This is a genomic window from Clostridium grantii DSM 8605, assembly GCF_900129965.1.
Lineage (GTDB): Bacteria > Bacillota > Clostridia > Clostridiales > Clostridiaceae > Clostridium_AF > Clostridium_AF grantii.
In genome coordinates, this window is record NZ_FQXM01000018.1 from 56,067 (window position 1) to 71,563 (window position 15,497).

Annotated in this window: 11 protein-coding genes; 9 read left to right on the top strand and 2 right to left on the bottom strand. The window is 29.6% G+C overall.

Going from position 1 to position 15,497, the window contains the following annotated elements; genetic code table 11:
* The first annotated feature begins 44 nt into the window (after positions 1 to 44).
* The 7 genes from BUB83_RS14650 (at position 45) to BUB83_RS14680 (ending at position 7,917) form a co-directional block, all read left to right on the top strand.
* Positions 45 to 983 (top strand): tetratricopeptide repeat protein, encoded by a 939-nt coding sequence (locus tag BUB83_RS14650; protein WP_143160559.1) that lies wholly within the window; start codon positions 45 to 47, stop codon positions 981 to 983.
* A 142-nt stretch (positions 984 to 1,125) separates the two neighbouring features.
* On the top strand, positions 1,126 to 2,544 hold the full coding sequence (locus BUB83_RS14655) for an efflux RND transporter periplasmic adaptor subunit (RefSeq protein ID WP_073339233.1): 1,419 nt from the start codon (positions 1,126 to 1,128) through the stop codon (positions 2,542 to 2,544).
* Positions 2,545 to 2,555: 11 nt separating this feature from the next.
* Complete coding sequence (locus BUB83_RS14660) at positions 2,556 to 3,251, top strand: ABC transporter ATP-binding protein (protein ID WP_073339235.1); 696 nt, start codon at positions 2,556 to 2,558, stop codon at positions 3,249 to 3,251.
* 10 nt (positions 3,252 to 3,261) lie between these two features.
* Positions 3,262 to 4,464 carry an ABC transporter permease gene (locus BUB83_RS14665; RefSeq protein ID WP_073339236.1) on the top strand — a complete coding sequence of 401 codons (1,203 nt, stop codon included), beginning with the start codon at positions 3,262 to 3,264 and terminating at the stop codon, positions 4,462 to 4,464.
* An 11-nt stretch (positions 4,465 to 4,475) separates the two neighbouring features.
* Positions 4,476 to 5,957 (top strand): sensor histidine kinase, encoded by a 1,482-nt coding sequence (locus BUB83_RS14670; RefSeq protein ID WP_073339238.1) that lies wholly within the window; start codon positions 4,476 to 4,478, stop codon positions 5,955 to 5,957.
* 47 nt (positions 5,958 to 6,004) lie between these two features.
* The gene (locus BUB83_RS14675) at positions 6,005 to 6,694 is read left to right on the top strand and encodes a response regulator transcription factor (protein WP_073339240.1); all 690 of its coding nucleotides are present in this window, start codon (positions 6,005 to 6,007) and stop codon (positions 6,692 to 6,694) included.
* A 242-nt stretch (positions 6,695 to 6,936) separates the two neighbouring features.
* The gene (locus BUB83_RS14680) at positions 6,937 to 7,917 is read left to right on the top strand and encodes a glycoside hydrolase family 43 protein (protein ID WP_073339242.1); all 981 of its coding nucleotides are present in this window, start codon (positions 6,937 to 6,939) and stop codon (positions 7,915 to 7,917) included.
* A 77-nt stretch (positions 7,918 to 7,994) separates the two neighbouring features.
* Here BUB83_RS14680 and BUB83_RS14685 read toward each other — a convergent pair whose 3' ends face one another.
* Both BUB83_RS14685 and BUB83_RS14690 read right to left on the bottom strand, forming a co-directional pair.
* Complete coding sequence (locus BUB83_RS14685) at positions 7,995 to 9,794, bottom strand: ABC transporter ATP-binding protein (RefSeq protein ID WP_073339244.1); 1,800 nt, start codon at positions 9,792 to 9,794, stop codon at positions 7,995 to 7,997.
* A complete protein-coding gene (locus BUB83_RS14690; protein ID WP_073339245.1) occupies positions 9,778 to 11,511 on the bottom strand; it encodes an ABC transporter ATP-binding protein in 1,734 nt (577 codons plus the stop codon). The genes BUB83_RS14685 and BUB83_RS14690 overlap by 17 nt, the downstream gene beginning before the upstream one ends.
* 199 nt (positions 11,512 to 11,710) lie before the next feature.
* Here BUB83_RS14690 and BUB83_RS14695 point away from each other — a divergent pair, with 199 nt between their 5' ends.
* Positions 11,711 to 13,423 (top strand): glycoside hydrolase family 3 protein, encoded by a 1,713-nt coding sequence (locus BUB83_RS14695; protein ID WP_073339247.1) that lies wholly within the window; start codon positions 11,711 to 11,713, stop codon positions 13,421 to 13,423.
* The gene (locus BUB83_RS21330; RefSeq protein WP_159434095.1) at positions 13,416 to 15,299 is read left to right on the top strand and encodes a glycoside hydrolase family 88 protein; all 1,884 of its coding nucleotides are present in this window, start codon (positions 13,416 to 13,418) and stop codon (positions 15,297 to 15,299) included. The genes BUB83_RS14695 and BUB83_RS21330 overlap by 8 nt, the downstream gene beginning before the upstream one ends.
* Positions 15,300 to 15,497 lie beyond the last annotated feature (198 nt).

Genomic DNA, 15,497 nt, shown 5'->3' on the forward strand with positions numbered 1-15,497 from the left:
AGTAAAAACAAAACTACTATAAAATAAAGTATAGGATGAAGATGATGAAAGACTATTATATGATAAGCAATTATAAAAATTTAGCACAGAAATTTAAAGAAGAGAAAAATTACATAAAAGCTATTCAATTTTTAGAAAAGGCTGAGAAACTTACTAAAGGGGACAGTAATATAGAAATAATATTAGATATGGCTTTAATTTATGATGAAATGGGGCAATATGAATTAGCAATAGAAACTTTTGATAAAGTTATAAAAATAGATAATGAAGAAGAACGTGCTTTTTATGGTATAGCAATTGCTTTAGATAGTTTATGTGAATTTAACAAGGCAATAGAATATTACGATAAAGCTATTGAGTTAAATCCGTATTATCAAAGGGCTTACTTTTTTAAAGCAGGCGCTCATGATGCATTGGGAGAAAAAGAAAAAGCTATTGAATGTTATAAAAAGGCTATAGAATTGAATGTTAATGATTTTTGGGCTTATCTTAACTTGGGTTCTATATATGAAGAGTTTAAAATGTACAAAAATGCTGTTGAAGTAACTGAAAAAGCTTTGAATATACAACCAAACAATCATATGGTACTTTTTAATTTGGGTGTTATTTATAACAAACTAGGAAGAAAAAATACAGCAGAAGAATTTTACAACAAAGCTATAAATGAAAAATCAGATTACCCTTTTAGTTATTTAAATTTAGCAATTATTTATAAAGAAAATGATGATATGGAAAAGGCTATAAAAATAATCAGTGAGGGGATAAATAATAATTCGGATACATCCTATTTATACTATAATAGGGCATGTTTTTATTCAATTGATAAAAGGCTAGATGAAGCTATGGAAGACTTAGAAAAAGCATATGAAATGAATGAAGACTTTGTTGATTATATTTTATTAGATAAAGAATTAGAAAATTTAAATGAATTAAACAGATTTATAAGTTTTTTAGATAGAATTAAAAATTTACAAAATGTATAAACTATATTTGTATGCTTTATAAAGAAAAAGACCATAAAATGGTCTTTTTCTTTATAAAAACTTAATAATTCCAAGAGAAAAAATTTATATTAATAGTGTATTATAGATTATATAGTAAATAACATTAGGGGAGGAAATAAAATTGAAGGACAAGGAAATTATAACTAAAAAAGAAGAAAATTTAACTCAAGAAATTAATAGTAACAATATTCAAAGCAAGGGGTTAAATAAAAAAAGAAATAAAAAAGTAGCAAGAAGAATAGTTTGCGCTGTGATAATTTTAGTGGTTTTAGGAGCTATTGTCATAAATAATAAAGCTAATACAGAAGATGGAAGTATTATTTTAGTAAAAAGTTCAAAGGCAGAAGTTAGTGATATAAATTCTTATTTATCAACCACAGCTGATATTCAATCAAATTATTCTAAAACGTACTACCCACCTGTAAATGGGAAGGTAATTGAAATTTCTGTTAAAGTTGGAGATGAAGTAAAAGCAGGTCAAGTTTTAATAAAATATGATATGGATGATTTAGAATCAACTGTTGCTTTAAATCAAATTCAATATGATAATGCAGTTTTAGCTAAACAAGACTTAGTTGATCAAAATAAAGATGCACAAGCTAAAGTTGATGATTATAATACAGATATTGAAGATATAAAAAGACAAATAAAAAATTTGAATTTAGAAATTGAAGAGTTAGGTAATACCAATGAGGACCATTCAAAAGATGCAATGATAACTGCTAAAGATCAGCAAATAACTGGGTTAGAAACGTCACAAGATTCTTTGGAAAAGCAAAGAGATGCTATATATTTTGTGTCTGATTCAAAACTAAAACAAGCAGATAATTCTATTTCTTCAGCAAAAATAAATTTGGATAGTGCTAAGGAAAGAAGAGATACATCTGAAAGCTCTATAATTGCAGAACAAGATGGAGTTGTTACTTCATTATACTCTGTTGTAGGAGCTCAAGATAACGTCAGTAAAGCTGCAGTAGAAGTTATGGATACTAAGGATTTAAAGGCTATAGTATATGTAAATAAATATGAAGCGGATAGTGTAAAAATAGGAGATAAAGCCATAATTCTTAGTGGAAGCAATGAATACGAAGGTGAAGTTAGTTTTGTAGCACCCAATGCAGAAAAAACACAGGGAGCTACAGGAAGCACTGCATCACTAAAAGTAGAAGTTAAGATTTTAAATGGGGATGAGAATTTGAAAATCAACTTTGAATCAGATATAGATATACTTACTGCGAGTACACAAGCAGTTGTAACAGTTCCAGTAGAAGCTATTAAAACAGATAAGGATGGTAGAAATTATCTTTATGTAATAGAGAATAATAAGGCTGTAGAAAAAGATATAACTTTAGGAATACAATCAGATACAACAGCAGAAATAGTAGCTGGAGTGTTAGATAAAGAAGAGGTTATTTTAAATCCAAGTTCAGAAATTATAGATGGAACTATGGTTTCTACAGATGAAACAGTAAAAAAAGGATCTTTTTTTTCTAATATGAGAAAGTCTAGAAATAGTGAAACAGAAAATACTACTAATTAGGAGGGCGTAATATGATCGAAGTAAAAAACATTGTAAAAAGATATATAACAGGAACAATAGATTTTACTGCCTTAAATAGTGTTTCTCTTAAAATAGAAAAAGGAGAATTTACATCAATTATGGGCCCTTCAGGTTCAGGTAAATCTACTTTTATGAATATTCTAGGATGCTTAGATAGATTAGATAGTGGCGAATATATCTTAAATAATCAAAATATATCTACTTTAAATGATAATGAACTTGCGGCTATTAGAAATAAGGAAATAGGTTTTGTTTTTCAATCCTTTAATTTATTGCCAAGAATATCAGTGTTAGAAAATGTTGAATTACCCATGGTTTATGCTGGAGTATCCATGAAAGAAAGAAGAGAAAAAGCTTTATCAGCATTAGAAAAAGTAGGACTTTTAGATAGAATTCAGCATAGACCCAACGAAATATCAGGAGGTCAGAAACAAAGAGTAGCTATAGCTAGAGCCATTGTAAATAACCCAAACGTAATTATGGCAGATGAACCAACAGGTAATTTGGATAGTAAATCTACTAATGATATAATTAGTATATTTCAAAAACTAAATGATGAAGGGGCTACTATTGTTATGGTAACTCATGAGCCAGATGTTGCTAAATATACTAAAAGAATTGTGACTTTTAAAGATGGTGTAATTGTTAAAGATGGTGAAGTAGAAAATAGACTAATAATGGAATAAAGGTGATTATATGAAAATATTAGAAAGTTTAAAAATGGCTTTAAGCAGTATATTAGCCAATAAAATGAGATCTTTTTTAACTATGTTAGGTATAATCATAGGGATAAGTTCAGTAATCGCTATTGTATCTCTTGGAACAGGAGGTCAAGCTTCAATAACTGGTGAATTTGAAAAAATAGGAGCATCATCAGTTAGTGTTATGGTGGATACAACTAATGCCAGTGAAGCTGATTATATATCCTTAAAGGATATTGACATATTAAATGAGCAATTAGAAGACTTGAAATATGCTACACCAATAATTGGAAAGCAAGGAACGGCAGTTACTGATACAACTAAGCTTAGTGCATCTATTACAGCAGGAAATGAATTCTATGATGATATAAATAATGTTACTATGGTAGACGGAAGATTTTTTAATGCAAATGATGTTTTAAGCATTAAATATGTAGCGGTAGTAGATGAAACCACAGCTAATAATTTATTTGGTAGAACAGATATTGTAGATGAATATGTTAAAATAGGTAGCAATGGAAATGAAAAAAAGTTTAGAATAATTGGAGTACAAGAAGCATCTCAACAATTTGGTCCTCCCAATGAAGACAGAGCAAGTATATATATCCCTATTACAACTATAGAATATTTATATCCAGAGGATAGTAATATTGCAACTATGACCTTGGTATCAAAAGAAAAGGACCAAGCAGAGGATATGGGTAATTCTGCAGTATCTATATTAGAAGCTAGACATAATAATAGAGGCAAAGAAATATACAGTATCCAAAGTATGTTAGATATTCTAGATCAGATTAATAATGTGCTAGGTATTTTCACTACTTTTATAACTGCGGTAGCGGCTATTTCACTTCTTGTTGGTGGGATAGGAGTAATGAACATAATGCTTGTATCAGTTACAGAAAGAACAAGGGAAATAGGTATTAGAAAAGCTATAGGAGCCACAACAAATAATATTCTTTTTCAATTTTTAACAGAATCAGCTATAATATCTTTGATTGGTGGTATTATTGGAATGATTATTGGAATAGGTGGGGCAAATATAATTGGAGGATTTGTAGATATTGTTCCAGAAGTTTCTGCTACAGTTGTTATAGGTACAATATTATTTTCTTCGGCTATTGGAATATTTTTCGGAATTTATCCAGCTAGAAAAGCAGCTAATTTAAAACCTATAGATGCACTTAGATATGAATAGGAAGTGATTTTATGACAATAAAATCTAGATTAAGGCACTCACATATTTTTATGATGTTAGTGCCCATAATTTTAGTAGCTATGATTATGTTAACTTTAAGATTTTACTTTTTTGAGAAATATAACAATTCTAATAATGTTAATGCTTTTGAAAAAATTACAGATGGATTTGAAAATTATTATAATTATATAGTTAGACAGATAGATGTAACTGCATTAACAGAACCAAATAAATTTGAAGACTCAAAATTTATAAGTGAATTCAATGAAGAAATAGAAAAAAATGGTTATGCTATTGTTATTAGAAAAAATGATACAATAGCATATAAATCGCCTATAATAAAAACTTTACAGATAGAAAATGGATTAGAACCTTTTGGCTTTCTACCAGATAAAAATAATTCAGCAGTAGATAAAACTTATTTAGATGAATCAATTGTAAAATTAAATCAAAAGGATTTTTACTTTGAAGATGGTAGTGAAGGAAGTATATTTATTTATTTTAGAACAAGAGAAGCCATAAGTATAATTAATAAACTGATGCTATTTATAATGATTTTTATAGTTGTAGTTTTATTGACTACTCTTGCAGTAATAACTTATATTGTATCAAAGAGTATTGTAAATCCTTTAAATAAATTGAGTTATGCTGCTAATGAAATAAGAAAAGGAAATTTAGATTATGAAGTAAGCGTAAATTGTAAAGATGAAGTAGGAGAATTATATCAATCTTTTGAAGAAATGAGGAAGAGATTAAAAGAGTCTCTTGTGCAACAAAATCAATATGAAGAAAATAGAAAAGAATTAATTTCCAATATATCTCATGACTTAAGAACACCCATTACTTCAATAAAAGGCTATATTCAAGGAATAAAGGATGGAATAGCAGATTCACCAGAAAAAATGGAGAAATATATAAATACAATCGCAGGAAAAGCGGATGATATGGATAAATTAATTGAAGAATTATTTTTATTTTCAAAATTAGATTTAAAAAAGTTTCCTTTTAACTATCAGAAAATAGATGTTACAGAATACTTAAAGGATTGTGTAGAGGAACTTAGTTTTGATTTGAATAAAAATAATATAAATTTAGATTTTGAATACACAGAAAAAAAACTTTTTTGTTCAGCAGATGTACAGCAGTTAAAAAGAGTAATTTTGAATATAATAACTAATGCTAGCAAATATTTCTATAATGATAAAGGGCCTAAAATAGTTATTACTTTAGTAGATAAAAAAGATAATGTAGAGATAAGTATTTCAGATAATGGTATAGGTATGTCCTCAGAAATATTACCTAATATCTTTGATAGATTTTATAGAGGTGATTCAGCTAGAAATACAACTACTGGTGGAAGTGGCCTTGGACTTGCAATATGTAGAAGTATAATAGAAGAACATGGTGGAATAATATGGGCAGAAAGTGAATTAGGAGAAGGAACTTGTATAAGGTTTACTTTGCCTAAGGTAGTTGGGGAGTTTCTTAGATAAAAAGTTTAAGGTTGGAAAGTTGGAAAGTTGGAAGGGTGAGGTGAAATTTGGATAAAATATTGATAGTTGAGGATGATGTTAGTATAGGGGAACTAGAGCGTGATTATTTAGAAATTAGTGGTTATGAGGTTCATGTGGAATTATCAGGACTTATGGGACTTAAAAAGGCCTTAGAAAATGATTACAATTTAGTTATCTTGGATTTAATGTTGCCTGGTATGGATGGTTTTGAAATATGCAAGGAAATTAGAAAAGTTAAAGACATACCTATTCTATTGGTATCTGCTAAGAAAGAAGATATTGATAAAATTAGAGGCTTAGGATTAGGAGCAGATGATTATATTACCAAACCTTTTAGTCCGAGTGAATTGGTGGCTAGAGCAAAGGCACATATTTCAAGATACAATAGACTTACCCAAAAAAATACTCAAAGTGAAAATGTGATTGAGATAAAAGGTTTGAGAATTGAAGTTGAAGCTAGAAGAATTTTTGTTAATGAAAATGAAATAATTCTAACTTCAAAAGAATTTGATATACTGTATCATTTAGCTACAAATCCTAATAAAGTATTTAGTAAGGATAGAATATTTGAAAGTATATGGGGATATGATTCCCTTGGGGAAATAGCAACGGTAACTGTGCATATAAGAAAGATTAGAGAAAAAATAGAAAGTGATCCATCAAATCCAGAGTTTATTGAAACAATTTGGGGGGTAGGGTATAGATTTAAAGGGTAATTGAAAAATAAAGTAAAAAACACTCAGTAATTATAAACTATCAAGATAAAAACAAGTTTAAGGGCCCTTTCTCTAATCCCATAAATAACTTTAATTTTCTCTAATTTTACTATTATATTATAGTGGTATCGGTTTCAAAAATGATGTAAAATTAGAAAATAGAGTATTAAAAATTAAAATAATTTATATGGTAATTACATATTAAGTGCACAAAATAGAAGTTTATTGAGGAGAAAAATTTTATGCAAAATATTGCAAAACCAAATGAACCTTTAGTAACCCATATTTACACTGCAGATCCTTCAGCACATGTATTTGAGGGCAAAATTTATATATATCCATCTCATGATTTGAATGAAGAAAGAGATTCAAATGACGATGGAGACCAATACAATATGAAGGATTATCACGTTTTATCAATGGATGATTTTAACTCACCATGTGTAGATAATGGCGAAGTACTTAACCTAAGGGATATTCCATGGGCAAGTGAACAGCTATGGGCACCTGATGCTGCTTATAAAAATAATATGTATTATTTCTATTTTCCAGCAAGAGATAAAGAGGGTATTTTTAGAATTGGAGTAGCTACTAGCACTACGCCTTCAGGACCGTTCAAACCTGAAGAAAATTATATTCCAGGTAGTTATAGTATTGATCCTGCTGTTCTAGTAGATGATGATGATAAGACATATATTTACTTTGGAGGGCTTTGGGGAGGACAATTAGAAAAATGGCAGACAGGAGCTTTTAATGCTGATGGAATTGGTCCAGATGAATCAGCTCCAGCTATAGGCCCAAGAGTGGCTGAATTAAGTGATGATATGCTTACTTTTAAAGAAACACCTGAAGAAATTGTAATTGTTGATGAAGAGGGAAATTCTTTACTTGCTGGGGATGAAGAAAGAAGATATTTTGAAGGGCCGTGGGTACACAAACATAATGAATATTATTATCTTTCTTATTCTACTGGATCTACCCATTATATTGTATATGCTATGAGTAAAAATCCAAAAGGACCTTATGTATTTAAGGGTAGAATATTAAATCCTGTAATAGGTTGGACTACGCATCATTCAATTGTTAAACATGAAGAAAAATGGTATTTATTTTATCATGATAGTTCATTATCTGGTGGCGCTGACAACAAACGTAGCGTAAAATACACGGAATTAAAGTATAATGATGATGGTACAATTCAAACAATAAAATATGAAGTATAAGATGTGATTATTTAATCATTATTAAAATTAGACCACTTATTCAGTAAAATGAATAAATGGTCTTTTGATTAGTTATTCTATTGATATAAAATCATTTTTGCATAAAAACCATTTTTCTTCATAAGATTTTCGTGGTTGCCTTGTTCTGTAATCTGTCCATCTTGAAGGACAAGTATCAAATCGGCGTCTTTTATAGTACTGAGTCTGTGGGCAATAACGAAGCTTGTACGTTCTTCCATTATTCTACGCATAGCTTGAGTAATTTGTTTTTCAGTTTTTAAGTCAACACTACTAGTTGCTTCATCTAGTATGAGTATAGAGGGATTTGCTAGAACAGCTCTGGCAATTGTTATTAATTGTCGTTCACCATGACTAAGGTTTAGCCCTCCATAAGTTAATTTAGTATCATATTGCTTTGGCAATTTCATAATAATTTCATGGACCATAGCAAATTTAGCGGCTTCATATACTTCTTCTTTTGTTGCTTTAGGTTGACCATAACGGATATTCTCTAAAATAGTACCACTAAAAAGATATGAATCTTGTAGTACAATTCCAAACTGTTTTAGATATGAAGAATATTCATAATCTTTAATATCTACATCATCCACAATAATATTACCTTCATTATGTGAATAGAATTTGGTCAAAATATTCACCATGGTGGTTTTACCAGCACCAGTAGGCCCTACTATAGCAATCTTTTGCCCTTTGGATATATTAAAAGAAATATCTTTTAATACCTTTTGTTTACTATCATAACCGAAGGAAACTTTTTCAAAGGACACAGACCCTTTTAAGGGCTTTACCAAACCATCAGTATTCCTTTTTTCAATAGCTTCATCTAAGATTTCAAATACACGTTCAGCGCCAGCTATAGCGGCCATCAAGCTATTATAAGTAAAGGCTAATTCATTTAATGGACGAATAAATTGCCTTGAATAAGCAATAAAGCTTGCAATAATACCTATGGTAATAATGCCCTGTATGGCTAAGTATCCACCTAAGAATGCAATAATAGCAAAGGTAAAATTATTAATTACATTCATTAAAGGCATAAGTAAACCGCTCCATATTTGAGCTGACTTTCCATAAATAAAAGCATCTTCATTAGCTTTTTTAAATTGTTGTAATATATGTTCTTCTTGATTATAACTTTGAATAATATCCAGTCCATTAACAGATTCTTCAACCATACTGTTTATGGCTCCAATTGATTTTTGCTGACCTTTAAATAAGGAAACTGTTTTTTTTGCAATGATTTTTGATAAAAGGACAATACAAGGTACACTAAACATAACAACTATTGTTAAGATAAAGTTTAAATTTATCATTATAACAATTGATCCAATAACAGTTATAACGCTGCTAAATAATGTAATTGTGGATTGACTTACCACACTACTCACAGCTTCTAAATCGTTAGTGAAACGGCTCATAATATCGCCATGGGGGTTTTCTTCAAAATATTTCAAAGGCAATTTTTCCAGTTGGTAAAATAGCTCGCGCCTTAACTTACTAACAATATTTTGAGATATTTTTGCCACAAGGAATTCAGAAAACCAATTGAAAAATGCTGATAAAATATATAATCCTAATAATATTAATATATATAAATTGATTTTATCTAACAATTTGTAGGAAATAAAATCAATAAGCTTACCTATGGTTAAAGGTACAAATAAAGAAGCACCTGTTGATATAAAAACACTAATAATTACAATACATAGCAATAATTTTTGGTTACCAAAGGTTTTTAATAATCTTAGTACCGTTTCCTTTAAATTTCTAGGTTTTATTTTGGAACCAAATCGTGCAGCAGCCCTATTGATTCCTATATTTTTTTCATCATTCTTTTGTTTATATTGTTGAGGCATAAGGTTTCTCCTTCCCCATCTCTGCTTCATATAAATCTTTATATATTTCAGATGATGAAAGTAATTGTTGGTGGGTATCAAAGGCTGTAATTTGTCCATTTTCAAGAATCATAATTCTATCTAGGTCTCTTACAGAAGATGCTTTTTGGGCAATTAATAATAATGTCATATTTTTTCGTTTTTTAAGTTGGTCTTTGATATATCTTTCTGTAATTACATCCACAGCACTAGTACTATGATCTAATAGTAAAATTTTAGGTTCATGAACCAAGGCTCGTGCTATAGATAGCCTTTGCTTTTGACCTCCGGATACATTGACACCATTTTTACCTAGCTTGGTATTTAATTTATGTGGCATTGCTTCAACAAAATCAAGAGCACTTGCTTCATTAAGCGCATTTTTATAATTATCTATCGACAAACCTCTTTTTCCCCACTCCAAATTTTCTAAAATGCTACCAGTAAACAAAACAGTTTTCTGTGGTACATAACCCATCAAATCACTTAAAGATTTTTTTTGTATGTCCTTAATAGGTGTATCACCAATATAAATTTCACCTTTTGTTGGTAACAAGATTCTATTCATTAACTGAATCAATGTGGTTTTACCAGCACCGGTAGCACCTAGTATACCAATAGACTCACCTTCTGTTATATTAAAATTTAAATTAGATAGCGTAGGTCGTCCATTACCATATTGAAAACTAACTTTTTCAAATCTCAAGCTACTTTTTAAAGCTATATTTTTTTCTAAGATTTCTCCAAGTTGTACATCAGCTTTCATATCAAATATCTCATTTATTCTTTCAGCAGAGGATTTAGCACGAACAAAAATATTGAATACCCTAGAAATCATTGACATTGCAAAAAAGAATTGTGTCATATAGTTGGTAAAAGCTATAATTTGTCCAGCTCCAATTTCACCAGAGAAGACCCAATCTTTGCCTAAATATATGACATACACAATTGACATATTAATAATGAGCATAATGATTGGACTAAAAATAGCCATAATACGCAAGGTTTTAGTATTTACATCTCTTAGATCATCACTAAGTTCGATAAAAGTTTCTTGTTCATAATCAAATCTATCAAAAGCTCTTACTGCTGTAATTCCACCTAAAAACTCCATGGTTTTTTGGTTAATTTGGTCTACTGATTTTTGTATTTTTGAATAAAGTGGGAAACCAAGTCTAATTTGAATAAAGGTTATACAAAAGATTATGGGAACCATTACAAGGTAAACTTTTAGAAAACGAGAGTCAAGTTTCAGCACCATAAAAAAAGATCCAATAGCCAACAAAGGGGCTTTCATCAATATTCTCATAGTTCCATTTACGAACTGCTGAACAAAGTTGATATCACTGGTAAGTCTAGTTACTAATGAACCACGGTCAATTTCTTCAACTTGAGTTATAGATAAGGAGAGTAATTTCTCAAATAAAGTTTCTCTTAATTCTTTGGCAAACAAATAAGATACATAGGTAGATATCCAATTTCTCATAAGAGCTCCAATAAGGCCTATGGCTGTAGCCAATAACATGAGTAAGCCGTAATAACGGACTAGATTCATATCCATAGTTGAGATTGCCTCATCTACTAATTTTGATAATAAAAGTGGCTGCATCAGATCTGAAATTGTTTCAATACCTAAAAATAAAATAGCTATGACAAATAGCCAAATAAATTTTTTGAAATACTTTATAAGTGGTTTCATTGTATGACCTCCTCATACTAATTATAGATAATGATAATAATTATTTTATCTTGGCAAAGGGAAAACATATATACATTATACAACATTTGAAATTGAATAATAAGTTTTAAAAAAATGGATATCTATTTAAATTTTTGTAGATTTCAATAGGGCAAATTTATTGATATAGTTTAAATATAATATTTGAGGAGGATTGAAAATGGAACTTAATTTAGAAAGGTTAATAGAAAAAATGAGTTTAGAACAAAAAGTAGGTAGCTTACTAACTCTTGGATTTGCTGGGACATTGCCAAGAAAACATATATATGATTATATAAAAAAATATCATTGTGGAGGGCTTAGATTATCTCCAGTTTTTAGGAAGTTCGGTAATTATGTAGATCCTATAACAGGGGAAGTTATTGTAAATGTAGAATGTAAAGATAAAATAAAAAATGTCTCCCCAGCTTATCTAAATGCAAATGACTATAAAGAAGTTTTAGATGAACTTCAACAAATTGCGTTAGATAGACCTTTAGGTATACCACTACATTTCTCTTTTGATCAAGAAGGTGGTACAAGTGCGGATTTCAATTTTGGTGGGGTTGAGTTATTTCCAAAACCAATGGGATTATGTGCAACAGGCAACCCGAAATATGCATATGAAGTAGCTAAAGCAATGGCAGAACAAAGTATGGCAGTTGGATTTAACTTCGTACATTCACCAGTGTTAGATATTAATGTAGAACCTAAAAATCCCGAAATTTACACAAGAGCTTATTCAGACGATGCATCTGTAGTTACAGAGTATGCAAAAGCAACTTGTAAAGGGCTTAAAGAAGTTGGAATGATTGCTACAGGTAAGCATTTTCCAGGTAGAGGAGCTTCTGATGTAGATGCTCATTATCAATTGCCAGTTATTGATGTAGATAAGGAAACTCTTATGAATAGAGAACTGTTACCATACGTGGAATTAATTAAGGAAGACTTATTACCATCAATTATGATTGCTCATAGTATATATCCCGCAATAGATCCAGATAATGTAGCTACTGTATCTAAAAAAATTGTTACTGGATTATTAAGAGAAGAACTAGGATATGAAGGAGTTATAACAACGGATAGTATGACTATGGGTGCGCTAGCAACAAAGTATGGTGTAGCTAATGCATGTGCTATGGCACTTGAGGCCGGTTGTGATTTGGTTCTAATGAAAGCTGAGAATGAAATGGTAAAAGATACTATTGATATGATTAAACAGTTTGTATTGACAAATAGAATTACTTTAGATGAGCTTGATAAAAAAGTAATGCGTATATTAAAAATGAAAAAAGAGTATGGTTTTTTTAATGGGAAGTTGAATAATAATATATGCGTTGAAAGTGTTATTGAAAAAGTTAAGAAAACAAATATTGGAAGTGAAGTTGCTTATAGGTCTATCCTTCCGATCTATAATTCAACTAATATTACCTTGCCTATAGATAAAAAAGATAAAATACTTATTGTTGAGCAATTAAATAAAAATGTACCTAATGATAAGTATTGGCATTATGGTTATTTATATAACAGATTTTTAAAGTTAGGTGCAAATGTTGATTGTATAGAAATTGAATATATGGCAAATGAGGAAGATAGACTAAATGTTATGAGCAAAGTAGAAGAGTATGACATTGTTGTTATGACAAACTTTTATGTTAGATCTAGAACATCTAATAATAACTTAGTTAAAGAGTTGCAAGGAAAGTCAACACCAATAATTGTGGTATCAAATACACCATATAAATTATCTAGCTATGATGGATGTGAAAATTTAATAGTAACATTAGCCACAACACCTCGAAATTTAGATGCTCTTGCAAAAATCTTAATTGAAGGAGAAAAGCCATTAGGTCAATGGCCATTAACAAATACGAAGGAGAATGAATATGTATAAAAATTTATCAGATTATAAAAAAAATAAAGAATTTTTAATTGCAATTGATTCAGATGGTTGTGTTTTTAATAATATGAAAATAAAACACAGACACTACTTTTTCCCATTGATATTAAAGGTGTTTGAAATAGAGAATAAAGATGGAAAAATACTAAAACTATGGGAAGAAATTAATCTTGAGTACCCAAGTAGAGGGATTAATCGATTCTTAGGATTAGGGAGACTTTTTGAATCAATTGATTGTGGATATGACACTAAATTATTTAATAAATGGTTAGCTGAAACAGATATTCATAAAAACGAAAGTTTATTAGAGTTTATAACAGAAAGCCATGATCCAATGATGATAAAAGTATTAGAATGGTCAAATGCTGTAAATGCTAAACTAAAGGATGAGTATATTTCAGACAAAGTATTTAATGAATCAATAGAAGCCATTATGAATGCTAAAAGCTATGCTGACATAGTAGTTGTATCATCTGCCAATTATAATGCTATTTATAGAGAGTGGAAGGAAGTTTCTTTATTAGAAAATATTCAATTTATTGCCAGTCAAGAGCTTGGTTCAAAAAGCCATTGCTTGAGTTTGATTATGCAGAAAGGTTATGATCCTAATAAAATATTAATGATTGGGGATGCATTTGGTGATTACCATGCAGCTAAATCTATAGGAGTACATTATTACCAAATTAGATATGGAAATGAAGAAAACTGTTGGAAGCTATTTGAAACTAAAAAAAGAGATGAATTTTTAGCAGGAAAGTATCAATATGATGATGATAGTGTTTTAAAGATAGCACTTGAAGATAGTCTAAAAGTTATACGTGAAAATGTTGAGTTTTATAAAGATAGATTTCAACATGTTAGTGATAATGGAATATATCCAAAAGTGGAAAATAAACTTTGGACAGCAAGCTTTTATCCGGGACAACAATATTTGGCTTATGAATTAACTGGTGATGAATATTTTATTAAAAATAAAAAGTGGGTTTTAGATTCATTTTCTAAAAGATGCTATGAAGGACACATGGCTACCCATGATATTGGTTTTTTGTTTGAATTAACAGCATATTATGACTATAAATATACTCACAATGAAGATAGCAAAAAATTATTTTTAGATGCTGCAAAAAAATTAATGAAAAGATATCGTAAAAACGGTGGATACATACAAGCTTGGGGGCCAATGGAATCTGATGAACCTTCCACTCGAATAATCATAGATTGTATGATGAATTTACCTTTATTGTATCTTGCTACAGAGTTAACAGGCGATGATGAGTATTATAATGCAGCTTATAACCATGCATTAATTAGCAGTAAGACACTTCTACGAGAAAATGGAAGTAGCTACCATACTTATTATATGGATAAAGCAACAGGAAAACCTCTTTATGGTGCAACACATCAAGGATTTAGTGACGAATCTACATGGGCTAGAGGACAAGCATGGAGTCTATACGGGTTTTATAAATCTTATTACTATACAAAGGATGAAAAATTTTTAGAAGCAGCAATTAAATCTGCTAATGTATTTATAGAAAATTTGCCTGAAAATGATATTTGTTATTGGGATTTCAACTTTACAGATGATAATCCAGATATAAGAGATAGTTCAGCAGCTAGTACAGCAGCATCTGGTTTATTGAAACTTTCAAATGTAGTAAGTGAAGAATTGAGTATTAAATTTAAAAATAGTGCAATTAAATTATTACAAATACTAGCTAATAGATATCAAAATAATATCCCTAAAGTTGGAATGGGTATTCTTAGAGAAGGTATGTATCATAGAGATGAAGGAGCTAGAGAATATACTAGTTGGGGAGATTACTATTACGTTGAAGCTTTATATACTTATTTTAACATTACAAAATAATATTAAATTATGTATATGAAAAGTAAGAAATGAATTTAAGCATATTAAGATGAAATTATGAAGATTGAAAATCTTAAGTTAGAGTGATAAGGTTAATTTGTGGACAACACATAACAAGCAATCATTTTAAATACTTGATTATAGTATCCATAAATGTATTATATTTTTTTTATAATAAAATTTAACATAGGGGGTAAT